Here is a 14,329-nt window from a genome sequence, read left to right as displayed (position 1 = left end):
CTGCTGCCGGCGCCTCGAGGGGGCGGGTTCTCGTGTCTTCGAGCGGTGCTGCCCGGGCGGAGCCGCGCGGGCGGCGCTACGCCGTCGGGCGGCCGACCATGCCGGTCGGGGTGCCCCAGATGGAGTGCACGCGCACCGGCGAGTTCGGGTTCGGCGCCTCGATCATCTGGCCGTCGCCGAGGTAGATCGCGACGTGATAGTAGTCGCCGGGCGAGTCGGACCAGAAGAGCAGGTCGCCGCGCTGACGCTGGCTGTAGGGGACGAGCTTGCCCTCGTTCGCCATGGTGTTGTACTGGTTCGTCGCGGAGTGGGTGCCGATGTACTCGCCGGCGCTCGCGTACGACTGCTTGGTCAGACCCGAGCAGTCCCAGACGTCCGGGCCCATGCCGCCGAGCACGTAACGCTCGCCGAGCTGCGCCATCGCGTAGGAGATCGCGGTCTCGACCTGGTTCTGCTGCGGCGCGGGGTTCTGCACCGGCGCCGGTGCGGGCTGCGGGGCTGCGGGCGCCGGGAGCGGTGCGGGCTGCTGCGCAGGGGCCGCCGGAGCGACCGGCTGCTGCGGGGCGGGCTGGGGGGCGGGCTGCTCGACGACCGGCTGGTTCGGGACCGGCGCCGAGGGCTGGCTCGCTGCCGGCGCCGCGGGGCGGGGAGCCGTCGACGAGGAGCCCGACGACGAGGACCCTCCCGACGAGGACCCGGACGACGGCTGCGCGACCGGCTGGGCGGCGGCCGCGTCGGCCTCGGCCTTCGCGGCGGCGGCGGCAGCGGCCGCGGCGGCCTTGCGCTCCTGCTCGCCGGCGAGGAACGCGGTCTCGATCTCGACGGTGGAGTCCTTGAGCAGCGCGAGCTGCGCGATGAGCTCCTCCGACTTCGCCTCCTGCGCCGCGAGGGCGCTCCGGGCGGAGGCGGCGGCGGCGTCGGCGCCCGTGCGGGCCTCGTCCGCGGCGTCGGACAGCTTCTGGTGCTCGACGACGGCGACGTCGGCCTGCTCGGCGAGCGACTCCGCGGTCTGCTTGTCGGCCAGGGCGTCGGCGTAGACGCGCTGCGACTGCTCGGAGAGCTGCGACATCGCGCCGAGCTGGTACAGCAGATCGCCCGCGTCCTGGCCCTTCGCGACGAGGCTCATCGAGAGGTCGCCGCCGGCGGAGCGGGAGAGGTGCGCGGCGAGGAGGCCGGCACGCATCTGCGACGTGTGCGCCGTCGACGCCGCCGCGTTCGCGCGGTCCTCGAGCTCGGTGACGGCGGCGGCCGCGGCGTCGAGCGCCTCCTGGGCCTGGCGCCAGGCCTCCGCCTTCTTCATCGCGACGAGCGACGCGTCGTCGACCGAGGTCTGCAGCCCGCCGATCAGCGCGGTGATCGAGTCGATCTCGGCCTGCTTGCTGGCCTCGTCGGTCTTCGCGTTCTGCACGTCGTCCCACGAGGGGTACGACGGGTCGTCCGCCTGAGCCGGCACGATGCCGAGCGACGCCGTGACGGCGGTCACCGCGAAGGCGGCCGAGACCGCCAGCGGAAGACGGCCCTTCCAGGCCCGCTCACGCGGGGCGGGGGTGAAGCTGCGGGCGGTCTTCTGCGCGTCAACCAAGTGTGACTCCTCGTGCGGCCATGAAGGGCTGAGCGTCGACGGCGGTGCCGTTGACGCGGGTCTCGTAGTGCAGGTGGCAGCCGGTAGAGGCGCCGGTGGTGCCGACGGCGGCGATCTGCTGGCCCGCCTCGACCCGCTGGCCGACGCTGACGTAGATGCCGCCGGGCATGATGTGCGCGTAGCCGGTGCTGATGCCGTCGCCGTTGCTGATCTCGATCCAGTTGCCGTAGGTGCCGAACCAGCCGGCGTAGGTCACCGTCCCGCTGTGGGCGGCGAAGATCGGAATGCCGCAGCCGCCGGCGATGTCGGTGCCGCGGTGGTAGGAGCTGGTCGAGCCGCCGCCGGTGGAGAGGCTGCCGCGCGGCCCGAAAGTGCCGGTGATCCGACCCGCGGCGGGACGCACCCAGCCGGAGTCGCCGACCGCGGTCGAGCCGCCGCCCGGGGACGGGGCGACCGGGGCGCTGTAGCCACCGCCGCCGCCGGATCCGCGGGAGGGAGCCGCTGCCGCCGCAGCGGCCGCGGCCTCTCGGGCGGCCGCCGCCTGCTGGCGAGCGATCTCTGCCTGCGCCTGACGGGCGGCCTCCTGCTCGGCGAGGATGCGCTGGCGCTCGGCCTCGCGGGCGGCGACGCCGGCCTCGTAGTCGGCGACGGTCGTCGACTCCGTGTCGCGGAGGGCAGCGAGCTGCTGCTCGAGCACGATGCTCTGGTTCTGCTGCTCGGTGAGCGCCGCCTCCGAAGCGGCCTGCGCGGCCGTGGCCTCGGCGAGCTTCGCCTCGGCGGCGACGCGGAGCTTCTCCCGCTCGGCCTGCGCGACCTTCGCCTGGTCGCCGAGCGACTCGGCGGCGTTCTTGGTGGTGCTGGCCTGCTCGTAGATGGCGTTGGAGCGCTCGACGAGCTTCGTCATGTTGCCGATGCGGCCGAGGAGGTCGTCGGCCTTGCCGCCCTCGCCGTCGAGGAAGATGTTGACCGAGAGGTCGGTGCCGGTGGTGCGGTAGAGCTGAGCGGCCAGGAGGCCCGCCTGCTGCGTCGCGGCGTCGGCCTGGTCGGCACTGGCGGTGGCCTTGGCCTCGAGCTCGCTCGCCCGATCGGCGGCGTCGTCGAAGTCCTGCTGCGCCGCGAAGTACTCCTCGCCGCGCTGCTCGGCGACCTGCTGCGCCGCCGCGACCTCGCTCTGCAGGCCGTCGATGAGCGAGAGGATGCTGTCCACCTGCGCGGCCGCCGCCTGGGTGTTGCCCTTCGCCGCCTCGACGTCGGCCCAGCTGGGGTACTCGACCGCCTGGGCGGGAGTGGCGACCAGCAGACCCGCGACCAGGGCCACCGCGGCCGAGACGAGGGCGGTGCCGCGGAGACGGCCGATCCGCGGCGCGCCGGAGCGGCGTGCGGGGCGGTTTCGGCGCGAAGAGTGGATCATGGGACCTCGGTGCTGGAGACGGACTACTCCCCCGGCAGCGGTGCGGCTCCGTCGCGAGGAAGTGGCGATTCCGACCCACACTAGTCAAGCCCTCCCCGTACGCCTAGGGATCGGCGTCGCCCGTCCGGGGCACAGGCGCGCATCGACGTCCGGCGGCCGACCCGCGATCGGCGCCCCTCGAGGGCCGGTTTTGCATATCCGGCCGGCTGTCCCTATGCTTGCGTGTCGGTAGTCATGGTGGGTCGGCCGCAGGGTCGCCCCGGCGAGCTTCCGGCCCCATCGTTTAGTGGCCTAGGACACCGCCCTTTCACGGCGGCAGCACGGGTTCGAATCCCGTTGGGGTCACGGATGAGGGCTACCACCGCAAGAGAAGAGCACCACCGCAGAACGGCCGGAGACGGACGGGATGTGAAAATCGAACAGCCTCGAAGGCAGTATGCTTGTCTTCGCAACGAGGCCCTGTAGCGCAGCTGGTTAGCGTGCCGCCCTGTCACGGCGGAGGTCGCGGGTTCAAGTCCCGTCAGGGTCGCAGAGAGGCCCTTCCGAGAGGAAGGGCCTTTTCCAGGAGACGACTCGTTCGTCTCCTCGCGGCATCGATGTCCTCGGACATCCTCGGCTGCAACGGCTCTGTAGCTCAGTTGGTAGAGCGCACGACTGAAAATCGTGAGGTCACGGGATCGACGCCCGTCGGAGCCACGGAAACCCTCGCCTAGCTTCTACATGGTGGGGGTTTCTTCCGTTAACGGTCGGCACGACTGCCGCGTGAGCCCCCGTCCGGCGGCCGGCGCGTGACGCTTCTGGCTCGATCCCCTCCGGGACGGGTCAGTAGAGCTTCGACCGAACGGCATCCACGAAGTCCGGCACACCGGCGCGGGTGAGCGCGAGCAGGAAGTCGTCGACCGTCATCGCCGGAGAGTCGTACCCCTCGACGAGTTCGACCAGAGCGCGGAGCGTCGGCGCGCGGTAGAGGTCGAGCTGGTCCAGCAGGAAGGCGTCGGGGTGGACGATCTCGAGGTCGAACGGCTCGACGGACTCCGGCGGGAAGTCCTTCGTATTGAACATCACCAGCACCTCTGCGCCGCCACGGACGGCGGCCGCGAGGACGTGCCGATCCTTCTCGTCGTTCGTCATCGTCGGTACCAGGTCGTCGTAGCCGGAGACCATGGCGTCGGCGAAGTAGCGCTCCATCGTCCCGACGCGCTTCTCGACGAGACGCGGATCCTCCCCGTTCTTCACCAGGTTCTTCGCGAGCTCGAACAGGACGTCCTTCGACCACAGCGGCCGGTAGAGCCCGCGATCAGCGAGTTCGAGGACGACGTCGTTGAGCAGAGCGCCGTAGAGGACGTTGGTGTCGAAGAAGGCCGGGAATCTCACTCAGCGTCGAGCTCCGCACGCCGCTTCACCGCGGCAGGATCGCCCACCTGGACCTTCGCGCTCAGACTCGCCTGCCGCAGCTCGCGCAGCGCGGCGCGGCGTTCGGCGCGGAAGTCCGCCTGGTAGGCGACCAGGTCCTCCAACCGGACCCGACGGTGACGACCGGGCTTGTCATGGGCGATGTCGCCCGCTTCCAGCAGGCGGACCAGCGTCGGGCGACTGATCCCGAGGAAGTCCGCGGCCTGCTGCGTCGTCATCGTCGTCCCCTGCGGGACCACCGTGATGCCCTCGCCCGCGGCGAGGGAGTTCGTCACCTGATCGAGGATGCGGAAGATCTCATCGGGGATGGGGCGGGCCCTGCCCTGGGGATCGACGAGCGCCGCCTTCGACGAGTTCTGCGCGAGGAAGATCTCGAGCTCTCGCATCAGCGCGGCGAAGTCGAGGATCTCGTCCCGGGCGGCGGCCTCGGGGAGGTACGTCTGGGCCTTGCGGGCACCGCGCGGTCGATCGGTGGACGTGCTCATGCCGTCGATGATACTCGGGAGAAACGAAAGAATCGAACATTTCCGAGGGGCCGAGAGGTTCGTCCTCGTGCGGCACCGATGCTCTCGCGCATCCCCGCCCCTACTGAATCCTCGGCTCGTCGGATCGACCTCGGCTCGCGAGAACGGCTCGATCCTGCGAGCCGGACGTGGTTCTGCGAGCCCGGGGTGCGCTCCGGGCGCTCAGCTGGGCTGCGTAGCCTGGGCGGGCCATGAATCCCGCCGCCTTTCCGCCGCCCGATCCGTCGACCGTCGCCCCTGAGCCGCCTGCCATCGCCGCCGCGCCGCCGCACGGTGGGCCCGCCTTCGCGTGGGCGCCGCCGCCCGAGCCGCAGCCGTCGGTCGACGCTCCGTACTCCTCTCTCCTCTATCTGCCGGATCCGCGGGTGCGCTGGGGGCTGCCGACGGCGGCGCTGACGATCGCCGGGATCGTGCTGCCGCTCGCGCTGCTGATCGTGCTGTTCGGCTTCGGGGTGCTGCCCTACTCCCCCGGGCTCGTGTTCGCGGGGTCGTTCGCCAGCTACCTGGTCGCGCTCGTCATCCCGTTCGCCGCATCGAAGCTGCGCGGGCTGGGGTCGCTCGCGGCCGACTACGGGCTGCGGTTCCGCTGGATCGACGTGCCGATCGGCATCGGGCTGGGGATCGGCGTGCGGCTCGCGATCGTCGCCGTGCTGATCGTGTTCTCGCCGCTGCTGGGCGAGGCGGAGAGCAACCTCGAGCTCGACCCCGATCCGCTGTGGTTCGTGCTGAGCTCCGTGATGATCCCGGTGCTGGTCGCTCCGATCGTCGAGGAGATCCTCTGTCGCGGGGTCGTCATGCGGGCGGTCCGCAACCGGATGCTGCGGACGAAGGGCGATGCGGCACCGCCGACCCGCGGACGGCGCGTCTGGGCGGCGGTGTTCAGCGTGATCGCTTCGACGCTGGTCTTCGCCCTGCTGCACGGGCACCAGATGGTGAACCCCGCGACGGTGGTCACGCTGGGGACGACGACGGTGATCGCCGGGCTGGCGCACGGCTGGATCTCGACGGTGACCGGCCGGCTCGGCGCGGCGATCGTGTCGCACGCGACGCTGAACGGTTCCGCAGTGCTGCTGCTGGTGCTGGTGACGGCGGTGGGGTAGTCCCGGCGACGGCGGATCTCGATGCGCCCGCTGCGCGGGCTGCTCGATCAGCATGGGATCGGAGCTGGCTGCTCGATCGGCATGCAGCGGGTCAGACGTCGAGGATGCGGAGGATCGGGTCGAGGGGGAGCTCGCCGCGGACCTGACGGTGCAGGCGCTCCATGTCGGCGTCGAGGGCGGCGGCGGTGCGCGCGGCGTCGGACAGGCCGTCGAGCAGCTGCTGCGGGACCTGGCGGTCGTACTTGTAGTAGATCTTGTGCTCGAGGCTCGCCCAGAAGTCCATCGCGATGGTGCGGAACTGGACCTCGACGCAGACGTCGACCGAGCCGCCGGAGAGGAACACCGGCACCTCGATGATCGCGTGCAGGCTCTTGTAGCCGTTCTCCTTCGGAGTGGCGATGTAGTCCTTCACCTCGAGGACGCGGACGTCGGCCTGCGAGGTGAGCATGTCGAAGACGCGGTAGACGTCCGAGACGAAGCTGCAGGTGATCCGGACGCCGGCGATGTCGGTGACGGCGGCGGCGATGCCCTCGAAGGAGGTGTCGCAGCCCTTGCGCTCGATCTTCTCGATCAGGCTGTCGGCCGACTTCAGCCGGCTCGACACGTGCTCGATCGGGTTGTACTCCCGCATCTCGCGGAACTCCTCCTGCAGGATCGTCACCTTCGTGACGATCTCGTCCATGCCGAACTTGTACTGCAGCATGAACCGCGCGAAGTCGTCGCGGAGGGCGCGGATCTCGGCGACCGTGCCGGCGTCGAGCGCCTGCGCGACCTCGTCGCTCAGCGGGGGGACGGCGGGCGCCGCGCGGTCGGGAGATCGGGGTTCCACGGGGAGCCACCCTACGCGCGGGCACCTCGGGCCCGGATGTGAAGCGCCATCGGGGTTCCGAGGAGTCGCTGCTCCGTCACGCGGGGGACGCCCCGCTCGATGTCCGCTGGCTAGCGTCGGAGGATGTTCTCCGCTCTGAACGTCTTCGGTATCCTCTACATCGTCGCGGCCATCGCGGTCGTCGTGATCGTGCTCGTGCTCGCCGTGCTGCTCTGCCGGCTCGCGATCGCCGCGCGCGAGAACCAGCTGGCGACCGTGCGCCTGCGCGAGCTGCAGATCGAGCGGCTGCTCCTCGACGAGGAGTGATCTCGGCCGATCGCTGCGGTCAGGGCAGCGCCGGGTGCGACTCCGGGCGGGACACCTTCGGGATCAGCAGCCCGAGCACCACGGCGACCACCGCGCCGATCGCGCCGATGACGAACGTCGTCTCGAACGCCTCCGAGCTCGGCAGGTCGACGGCGCCGACCGAGACGGTCAGCTGCGCCAGCACGGCCGCGGTCACCGCGGACGACAGCGTCGTGCCGAGGGTGCGCATCAGCGAGTTCAGGCCGTTCGCCGCCGCGGTCTCGGAGGCCGGCACCGCGTGCATGATCAGGGTCGGCATCGCGGCGTAGGCGAGGCCGAGCCCGACGCCGATCAGCGCGTTGATCACGAGGATCTGCCAGACCTCCGCGCCGAACGGGAGGATCAGCAGGTAGGACACCGCGATCAGCGCCGCTCCCGAGACCAGCACCAGGCGCGGCCCGGACTGCGCCGAGAGCCGGGCGGCGAGCGGCGAGGTCGCCATCATCGCCAGGCCCGAGGGCGCCAGGACCAGGCTCGCCACGATCAGGCTGAGGCCGAAGCCGACGCCGGACGCCGCGGGCAGCTCGAGGCGCTGCGGCAGGGTGATCTGCGCGCCGAAGAAGGCGAAGCCGACGGCCACCGAGGCGAGGTTGGTGAACAGCACCGCGGGGCGGGCGGCGACCCGGAGGTCGACCAGCGGGCTCTCCTGGCGCAGCTCGTACCAGCCCCAGATCAGCAGGACCGCGACGCCGCCGAGTCCGGAGCCGAGGATGCCGGGGCTCGTCCAGCCCGCGTCGTTGCCGCGCGAGACGGCGATCAGGATGCCGCTGAGGCCGATCGCGAGGCCGATCGTGCCGACGACGTCGAAGCGGCCGGGCGAGCGCAGGGTCGAGACGGGGATGACGAGGAGCACGAGGACGATGTCGAGCACGCCGAGTCCGGCGGACATCCAGAACAGCACGTGCCAGTCGAGGTTCTCGGCGACCAGGGCGCTGAGCGGCAGGCCGAGCGCGCCGCCGATGCCGAGCGTGGCGCTGACGAGGGCGATCGCGCCGGGCAGGCGGTCGCGGTGCAGGGTGTCGCGGAGGATCGAGATGCCGAGCGGGATGACGCCCATCACGGCACCCTGGAGGGCGCGGCCGACCACGAGCGTCCAGTCGTCGTCCGCGAAGGCGCAGACGATCGAGCCGATCACGAGGACGACGAGGGCGGCGAGGGCCATCCGGCGCTTGCCGTAGAGGTCGCCGAGGCGACCGGAGACCGGAGTGAGGATGCACGCGCTGAGCAGGGTCGCGGTGATCACCCAGGCGGTCTCGCTCCGATCGGCGCCGAGCAGGGTGGGCAGCTCCGACTGGATCGGGACGACCAGCGTCTGCATGAACGAGGCGCTCATCCCCGCGAAGGCGAGGACGGCGGTGATCAGGCGGGGGCTGGGCGAGCGGGTGAGCGAGCGTCTGTCGGAGTCGGGCACTGCGGTCCTTCGTGTCGGCGGCGTGCAAGAGCGGGGCGCCGGTGGTCCGGCGTCCTGCAGGGCGGGTCGTATTGCTCAGCTTTGCATCGCCGGGCCTCTGAGCCGAACCGACCGATGCTCGGAAACCTTCCCGATCGCTCTACCGGGCTGCCACGCGCGGGACGAGGATGGGCGCATGATCGAGATCGAGAGCTGGATCGCCGGCTACGAGAAGGCCTGGGCGACGGACGACCCCGCGGATGTGGCGGCGCTCTTCACAGAGGGCGCGGAGTACTTCACGTCGCCGTACGCGGAGGCGATCACGCCGCGCGACGCGATCGTGGAGTGGTGGGTCGCAGAGAGCGAACCGGACGACCCGACGTTCGCGTGGGGGCTCGTCGCGCTGACGGAGACCACGGCGGTGGTGGAGGCGCGGACCATCTACCCGTCGGACCGCACGTACCTCAATCTGTGGGTCATCCGCTTCGCGGAGGACGGGCGGGCGTGCTCCTTCACGGAGTGGTACATGGAGGAGCCGAGCGACTCGGTGAGCTGAGGGGGGCGGGTCTGGATACGCCGCTGCGCGGCTGCTCGACCAGCAGGCAGTCAATGCTGATCGAGTAGGGCGCGGAGCGGCCGTATCGAGCGGAGGGGGCGCCTTCGGCGCCAGCGCAGGGCGGGGAAGAGGCCGACGTCCGTGCGGTGGTGGGTCTCGATACGCCCCTGCGGGGCTACTCGACCAGCATGCAGGGGGCGCCGCGCGGCTACTCGACCAGCATGTAGGGGCCGCGGCGCGGCTACTCGACCAGCATGCGGGGGCCGCGGCGCGGCTGCTCGACCAGCATGCTGAAGGCAGCTCCGCGCTCGGTCAGAGGGCGGAGCCCGCGACGGCGAAGGTGTCGCAGGCGGTGGCGTCGGCGTCGAAGCCGGCCTGGAACCAGCGCTGGCGCTGCTCGGCGGAGCCGTGGGTCCAGCCCTCGGGGTCGACGGTGCCGGTCGCCTGCTCCTGGATGCGGTCGTCGCCGACGGCCGCGGCGGCGCTCAGGGCGTCGCGGTACTGCTCCTGCGTCACGGGCTTCAGATAGGGCGTCCCGGTCTCGTCGGGCACGGTCGAGGCGTCGCCGACCCAGGCGCCGGCGTAGCAGTCGGCCTGCAGCTCGAGGCGCACGGAGTCGGAGTCCGGGCCGGTGCCGCTGCGGTCGGCGGACTCCATCGCGCCGGTCAGGCTCTGGATGTGGTGGCCCCACTCGTGGGCCAGGATGTACATCTGCGCGAGCGAGCCGCCCGAGGTGTCGAAGCGGGTGCGCAGCTCGTCGAAGAAGTCGGTGTCGAGGTAGATCGTCTGGTCCGGCGGGCAGTAGAACGGGCCCACCGCGGCGGTCGCGTTGCCGCAGCCGGTGCTGGTCTGGTCCTCGAAGACGATCACTCCGCCGGTCGTCGTGTAGGTCGCCCCGACGGAGCCCGCCGCACCGGCCCAGTAGCGGTCGAGCGACTCCGCCGCGCCCTCGAGCCGGCAGTCGACCTCGGCGTTGGCTTCCGCGCCGGTATCGCAGTCGACTGCCTCGCTGGTCACCTGGTCCGGCGAGGTCCCGCCGCCGCCGCCGCCGACGAGACCGCCGAGCCCGGACAGGTCGACCCCGAGCAGCTGCGAGAGCAGAGCGAGGACGACGACGCCCACGGCGCCTCCGCCGACCGCGATGCCGGTGGTGCGGCCGCGCCGGCGGACCTTGCCACCGCTGAGCTGGGAGTCGTCGTTGAAGGTCATGCGGTCAAACTAGCGCCGACCGAGGACACGCCGCCCGGGGTTGCGGACGGCCCGGGCGGCTCGGGCGGATCAGCCCCAGCGGGACTCGCTCGCGTCGCGGATGATGTCGAGCAGCGCCTCGCGCAGCGGACCGTGATCGAGGGTCCCGGGCAGCATGTCGACCTCGAGCCGGTGCGCGCGCTGCCAGGCCTCGCGGCCCTTGTCGGTCAGCGACACCAGCTGCCGGCGGCGGTCGGTGGAGTCGCTCACGCGGGAGACGTGCCCCTCGCGCTCGAGGCGCTCGATCGTGCGCGACATGGTCTGCACCTCGACGTGCGCGGAGGCGGCGAGCTCCTTCTGCGCGGCCGGCCCGGCCTGCAGCAGGTGCAGCACGACCAGGCCCGCGTGGGTCAGACCGATCTCGGCGAGCGCGCCGTGCCAGGCGTGCTCGACCATCCGGGACGCCGTGGCGAGGAGGCGGCCCGTGGGCCAGCCGTCCATCCCCTTGTCGTCGTCCGCGCGCATCCGCCCAGGCTAGTCCGCCCCGCCGGCCGGGCGGGACGGAGCGGCCGATCGGCTCAGGAGGCGAAGCGGTCGGTCGCCTCGATCAGGGCGTCGAGGATGCCCGGCTCGTCGAACGCGTGGCCGGCGTCGGGGATCAGATGGAAGTCCGCCTCGGGCCAGGCCCTGTGCAGGTCCCACGCGGTGAACGCGGGCGTGCACATGTCGTAGCGGCCCTGGACGATGACGGCCGGGATGCCGCGGAGCACGCCGACGTCGCGGATCAGCTGCCCCTCCTCCAGCCAGCCCTTGTGCACGAAGTAGTGGTTCTCGATCCGCGCGAAGGCCAGGGCGAAGGCGGGGTCGGACCAGGCCTCGATCATCTCCGGCTTCTGCAGGAGCGTGATGGTGGAGGACTCCCAGGTGGTCCAGGCGACGCCGGCCGGACCGTGCACGGCCGGATCGGCGTCGTGCAGCAGCCGGTAGTAGGCCTCGATCAGACTGCCGCTCGTGCCCGCCGGGATCACCGAGGTGTAGCCCTCCCAGAGGTCCGGGTAGACCGCGGCGGCGCCGCCCTCGTAGAACCACTCGAGCTCGGCCCGGCGCAGGGTGAAGATCCCGCGGAGGACGATCTCGGTGACCCGCTCGGGGTGCGACTCGGCGTAGGCGAGGGCCAGCGTGGAACCCCAGGAGCCGCCGAAGACCTGCCAGCGCTCGATGTCGAGGTGCTCGCGGAGCTTCTCGAGATCGGAGACGAGGTACCAGGTGGTGTTCGTGGAGAGGTCGGCGTCCGGCTCGCTCGCGTGCGGGGTGGAGCGGCCGCACATCCGCTGGTCGAGGAGCACGATCCGGTACTTCTCCGGGTCGAAGAGGCGGCGGTGGGTGGCCGAGGCGCCGGCGCCCGGTCCGCCGTGCAGGAAGACGACGGGCTTGCCCTCGGGATTGCCCGAGGCCTCCCAGTAGATCTCGTGGCCGTCGCCGACGTCGAGCATTCCGGTGTGGAAGGGCTCGATCTCGGGGTACAGAGTGCGCATGGGCCGCACACTACTGACGATCAGGGTCGGGGGCCGCGATTGCGCCCGGCCCGGCCCCGGATGCGCGGGGGGGGTTGCGCATCCGGGTCGGCGTCAGGCCCGCTCGAGCACCGCCTCGGCGCGATCGGCGTCGCCCTCGGCGAGACCGCGGTCGATCGCAGCGCGGGAGGCGAGCCAGAGCGCGGCCCCGGCGACGAGGACGAGCACCTCGGTGGCGGTCAGCGCCCAGATGATGCCGCCGAGACCGAACCAGAGGTTCCCGAGCAGCACGACCGGGACGAAGAGGACGCCCTGGGTGAGAGACATGGTGGTCGCGGCGAGCGCGCGGCCGGTGGCCTGGAACAGCGAGGTGAGCAGCCCCGCGAAGCCGTTCGCGATCATCGCCACGAGCTGCGCCGCGAGCACCACGGCGCCGAGGGTCAGCACGGCGGGGTCGTCGGCGAAGACCGCGAGCACCGGCTCGTGCAGCAGCCAGAGAGCGGCGGCCGCGAGCACGGTGATCGTCCCGACCGCGACGGCGGCCCCGCGGACCGCCGCGCGCAGGCGCTCGCGGTCGCCCTTGCCGTAGGAGTAGGCGAGCAGCGGCAGCACGCCGAGGGTGATGCCCATCACCAGGAACTCGGGGACCTGGGCGATGCGGACCGCGACACCCATGGCCGCGAGCGGTCCGTCGCCGTAGGCCGCGGCGAGGTTGTTGAGCACGAGCGCGGTCACGATCAGGAAGCCCGACTGCAGCAGCTCGCCGGCGCCGACGCCGAAGACGGGCTTCAGCACGCTCGCGCGCAGGGTGAACCAGCGCGGCGAGAGGTCGATGTACTCGCTCCGGCGCTGGAGCCAGAGGGCGAAGTAGCCGACGACGAGCAGGTTGGCGAGGCCCACGGCGAGCGCCGCCCCGGCGACTCCGAGGTGCAGCACCAAGATGAAGAGGACGTCGAGGACGAGGTTCGCGACGGTCGAGAGGAGCAGGCCGATCATGACCTGGCGGGCCGCGCCCTCCGCCCGCACCAGCTGCTCGAGGCAGAAGGAGGCGGCGAGCACGGGCACGAAGGCGAGGGTGACCGCGGTGAAGGCGCCGGTCGCGGCCGCCGTGGTCGGGTCGGCGCCGAGGAGCGCGACCAGCGGGCCGAGCAGGAGCAGGCCGAGGCCGCCGAGGACGGCGCCGGTGAGGATCGAGCCCCAGAGCGCGAAGGAGGCGACGTGCTTGATCTCGCCGGCCTGCGCGGGGTCGCGCTCGGAGGCGCCGAGCAGGCGCGAGATGAGGGCGCTGCCGCCGACGCCGAAGACTCCGCCGACGGCCATCACCAGCCCGAGCAGCGGAGAGCCGAGGGTGATCGCGGCGAGCAGGGTCGCATCGTGCAGCGAGCCGACGACGCCGGCGTTGATGACGCTGTAAACGGCGGAGACGATCATCGCGGCGGCCATCGGCACGCAGAGGTGCACGAGCGCGCGGACGATCGGGGCGGAGGAGAGGTACCAGCGGTCGGAGCCGGGGGCGGCGGGGCGCGGGGTGGGGGTGGTGGTGGTGGGCGTGGTGTCGGTGGGCGTGGTGTCGGTGGGGGTGTCGGTGCTGGACATGGGTGGGCTTCTTCCGGGCAGGGTCGAGCGCGCGCCGAGGGTCGCCGGCACGGCGCGAGGAGGGAGGGCGCGCCGAGGAGGGCGCGGTCGGGGCACCGCGGAGGGCGCGGCGAGGAGGCGCGCGAGGGAGCGGCGCGCGAGGAAGGGCGGAACGGGAGGCGGGGGCGGAGCGCCCGGACGCCTAGCGGGTGGGGGGCGGGAGGACCGCGGTGATCTTGGTCAGGAGCGCCTGGAGGGTGGCGCGCTCCCCGGGGTCGAGGGGTGCGAGGAGGGTCTCGTCGGCCGCGAGCATGGCGTCCTCGAACCCGGCGATGAGCTCGGCGCCCGCGGGAGTCGCGTAGACGCGCTTGCGGCGGTCGTCGCCACCCTCGGTGCGCCGCTCGACGAGGCCGCGTCGCTCGAGCCCCTGCAGGAGGCTCGTGACGCTCGCGGGACTCGTCCGGCTGACCTCGGCGATCTCGCGCTGGATGACGCCGGGCGTCTGCGCGAGGTAGCCGAGGACGAAGGCCTGCTCGTGACTGAGCTCGCGGGCGCGGATCCAGTCCTCGCCGGCCTTGCGCTGCGCCCACGCCAGCCAGCGGACGAGCTCGAGTCCGGAGGTGGGGCGGTCGCGGGGTTCCTGCATGCTCAGAACTCTAATGGTTAGAGGTCTAACGGTCAAGGATCGAAGGGGTGAGGTCTCGATACGCCGCGTGCCGCGGCTACTCGACCAGCATGCACGGGAGCGCGGCGGCGAGGGAGAGCGACAGCATGCGTAGGAGCGCGGCGGCGAGGGAGAGCGACAGCATGCGCGGGCACGAGAGGAGAGCGCGGCGACAGCCGCTCCTTGCGCGGGTCGAGCAACGCGCAGCGCGTCTCGGGACCCCGCTTCCGATGCGGCG

General features: G+C 72.0%; 14 protein-coding genes and 3 tRNA genes. 6 read left to right on the top strand and 11 right to left on the bottom strand.

What is annotated here, in order from left to right:
• Nucleotides 1–76: 76 nt before the first annotated feature.
• Together EDF35_RS14605 and EDF35_RS14600 are read right to left on the bottom strand one after the other, a co-directional pair.
• Nucleotides 77–1,582, bottom strand: coding sequence for a C40 family peptidase (locus tag EDF35_RS14605; RefSeq protein WP_123705535.1), 1,506 nt, complete (start codon nt 1,580–1,582; stop codon nt 77–79).
• Nucleotides 1,575–2,993 (bottom strand): peptidoglycan DD-metalloendopeptidase family protein, encoded by a 1,419-nt coding sequence (locus tag EDF35_RS14600; protein WP_243839997.1) that lies wholly within the window; start codon nt 2,991–2,993, stop codon nt 1,575–1,577. Before EDF35_RS14600 ends, EDF35_RS14605 begins: the two co-directional genes overlap by 8 nt.
• Before the next feature lie 272 nt (nt 2,994–3,265).
• On the opposite strand from EDF35_RS14600, the gene EDF35_RS14595 reads away from it, so the two are divergent.
• The 3 genes from EDF35_RS14595 to EDF35_RS14585 all read left to right on the top strand — a co-directional run bounded on the left by EDF35_RS14595 (nt 3,266) and on the right by EDF35_RS14585 (nt 3,689).
• Nucleotides 3,266–3,338 (top strand) — tRNA-Glu (locus EDF35_RS14595).
• Nucleotides 3,339–3,448: 110 nt separating this feature from the next.
• Nucleotides 3,449–3,522: transfer RNA gene (locus EDF35_RS14590), tRNA-Asp, on the top strand.
• 94 nt (nt 3,523–3,616) lie between these two features.
• Nucleotides 3,617–3,689: transfer RNA gene (locus tag EDF35_RS14585), tRNA-Phe, on the top strand.
• 126 nt (nt 3,690–3,815) lie between these two features.
• On the opposite strand, the gene EDF35_RS14580 is transcribed toward EDF35_RS14585, so the two are convergent.
• Together EDF35_RS14580 and EDF35_RS14575 are read right to left on the bottom strand one after the other, a co-directional pair.
• On the bottom strand, nt 3,816–4,367 hold the full coding sequence (locus EDF35_RS14580; protein WP_123705536.1) for a PIN domain-containing protein: 552 nt from the start codon (nt 4,365–4,367) through the stop codon (nt 3,816–3,818).
• A complete protein-coding gene (locus tag EDF35_RS14575) occupies nt 4,364–4,891 on the bottom strand; it encodes a helix-turn-helix domain-containing protein (protein ID WP_123705537.1) in 528 nt (175 codons plus the stop codon). The genes EDF35_RS14580 and EDF35_RS14575 overlap by 4 nt, the downstream gene beginning before the upstream one ends.
• A gap of 230 nt (nt 4,892–5,121) precedes the next feature.
• On the opposite strand from EDF35_RS14575, the gene EDF35_RS14570 reads away from it, so the two are divergent.
• The gene (locus EDF35_RS14570) at nt 5,122–6,030 is read left to right on the top strand and encodes a type II CAAX endopeptidase family protein (RefSeq protein WP_133962866.1); all 909 of its coding nucleotides are present in this window, start codon (nt 5,122–5,124) and stop codon (nt 6,028–6,030) included.
• A 91-nt stretch (nt 6,031–6,121) separates the two neighbouring features.
• On the opposite strand, the gene EDF35_RS14565 is transcribed toward EDF35_RS14570, so the two are convergent.
• Nucleotides 6,122–6,733, bottom strand: a complete 612-nt coding sequence (locus tag EDF35_RS14565) for a GTP pyrophosphokinase family protein (RefSeq protein WP_123705644.1) — start codon at nt 6,731–6,733, stop codon at nt 6,122–6,124.
• Between the two features lie 249 nt (nt 6,734–6,982).
• Between EDF35_RS14565 and EDF35_RS14560 the strand changes: the two genes are divergently transcribed.
• On the top strand, nt 6,983–7,165 hold the full coding sequence (locus tag EDF35_RS14560; RefSeq protein ID WP_123446814.1) for a hypothetical protein: 183 nt from the start codon (nt 6,983–6,985) through the stop codon (nt 7,163–7,165).
• Between the two features lie 19 nt (nt 7,166–7,184).
• Here EDF35_RS14560 and EDF35_RS14555 read toward each other — a convergent pair whose 3' ends face one another.
• A complete protein-coding gene (locus EDF35_RS14555; protein WP_243839996.1) occupies nt 7,185–8,615 on the bottom strand; it encodes an MFS transporter in 1,431 nt (476 codons plus the stop codon).
• Between the two features lie 175 nt (nt 8,616–8,790).
• Between EDF35_RS14555 and EDF35_RS14550 the strand changes: the two genes are divergently transcribed.
• Entirely contained in the window at nt 8,791–9,150 is a 360-nt protein-coding gene (locus tag EDF35_RS14550) for a nuclear transport factor 2 family protein (RefSeq protein WP_123705539.1), read from the top strand.
• Between the two features lie 312 nt (nt 9,151–9,462).
• On the opposite strand, the gene EDF35_RS14545 is transcribed toward EDF35_RS14550, so the two are convergent.
• The 5 genes from EDF35_RS14545 to EDF35_RS14525 all read right to left on the bottom strand — a co-directional run bounded on the left by EDF35_RS14545 (nt 9,463) and on the right by EDF35_RS14525 (nt 14,073).
• Complete coding sequence (locus EDF35_RS14545) at nt 9,463–10,359, bottom strand: neutral zinc metallopeptidase (protein WP_133962865.1); 897 nt, start codon at nt 10,357–10,359, stop codon at nt 9,463–9,465.
• A gap of 69 nt (nt 10,360–10,428) precedes the next feature.
• A complete protein-coding gene (locus EDF35_RS14540; protein ID WP_123705541.1) occupies nt 10,429–10,863 on the bottom strand; it encodes a MarR family transcriptional regulator in 435 nt (144 codons plus the stop codon).
• Nucleotides 10,864–10,916: 53 nt separating this feature from the next.
• Complete coding sequence (pip, locus tag EDF35_RS14535; RefSeq protein ID WP_123732675.1) at nt 10,917–11,873, bottom strand: prolyl aminopeptidase; 957 nt, start codon at nt 11,871–11,873, stop codon at nt 10,917–10,919.
• Nucleotides 11,874–11,966: 93 nt separating this feature from the next.
• Entirely contained in the window at nt 11,967–13,448 is a 1,482-nt protein-coding gene (locus EDF35_RS14530) for an MATE family efflux transporter (protein WP_133962864.1), read from the bottom strand.
• A 181-nt stretch (nt 13,449–13,629) separates the two neighbouring features.
• Nucleotides 13,630–14,073 (bottom strand): MarR family transcriptional regulator, encoded by a 444-nt coding sequence (locus EDF35_RS14525; protein ID WP_123705544.1) that lies wholly within the window; start codon nt 14,071–14,073, stop codon nt 13,630–13,632.
• Between the last annotated feature and the right edge of the window lie 256 nt (nt 14,074–14,329).

The organism is Rathayibacter sp. PhB151 (assembly GCF_004366415.1).
GTDB lineage: Bacteria > Actinomycetota > Actinomycetes > Actinomycetales > Microbacteriaceae > Rathayibacter > Rathayibacter festucae.
The sequence above is the reverse complement of the archived record's forward strand: the minus strand, read 5'-3'. Positions and strand labels throughout refer to the sequence as shown.

Bases quoted from the DNA above. Each gene is read 5' to 3' on its own strand.
- EDF35_RS14600 (WP_243839997.1), bottom strand. From the start codon at position 2,993: ATGATCCACTCTTCGCGCCGAAACCGCCCCGCACGCCGCTCCGGCGCG.
- EDF35_RS14575 (WP_123705537.1), bottom strand. From the start codon at position 4,891: ATGAGCACGTCCACCGATCGACCGCGCGGTGCCCGCAAGGCCCAGACG.
- EDF35_RS14570 (WP_133962866.1), top strand. From the start codon at position 5,122: ATGAATCCCGCCGCCTTTCCGCCGCCCGATCCGTCGACCGTCGCCCCT.
- EDF35_RS14565 (WP_123705644.1), bottom strand. From the start codon at position 6,733: ATGCTGCAGTACAAGTTCGGCATGGACGAGATCGTCACGAAGGTGACG.
- EDF35_RS14560 (WP_123446814.1), top strand. From the start codon at position 6,983: ATGTTCTCCGCTCTGAACGTCTTCGGTATCCTCTACATCGTCGCGGCC.
- EDF35_RS14550 (WP_123705539.1), top strand. From the start codon at position 8,791: ATGATCGAGATCGAGAGCTGGATCGCCGGCTACGAGAAGGCCTGGGCG.
- EDF35_RS14545 (WP_133962865.1), bottom strand. From the start codon at position 10,359: ATGACCTTCAACGACGACTCCCAGCTCAGCGGTGGCAAGGTCCGCCGG.
- EDF35_RS14540 (WP_123705541.1), bottom strand. From the start codon at position 10,863: ATGCGCGCGGACGACGACAAGGGGATGGACGGCTGGCCCACGGGCCGC.
- pip (WP_123732675.1), bottom strand. From the start codon at position 11,873: ATGCGCACTCTGTACCCCGAGATCGAGCCCTTCCACACCGGAATGCTC.
- EDF35_RS14530 (WP_133962864.1), bottom strand. From the start codon at position 13,448: ATGTCCAGCACCGACACCCCCACCGACACCACGCCCACCGACACCACG.
- EDF35_RS14525 (WP_123705544.1), bottom strand. From the start codon at position 14,073: ATGCAGGAACCCCGCGACCGCCCCACCTCCGGACTCGAGCTCGTCCGC.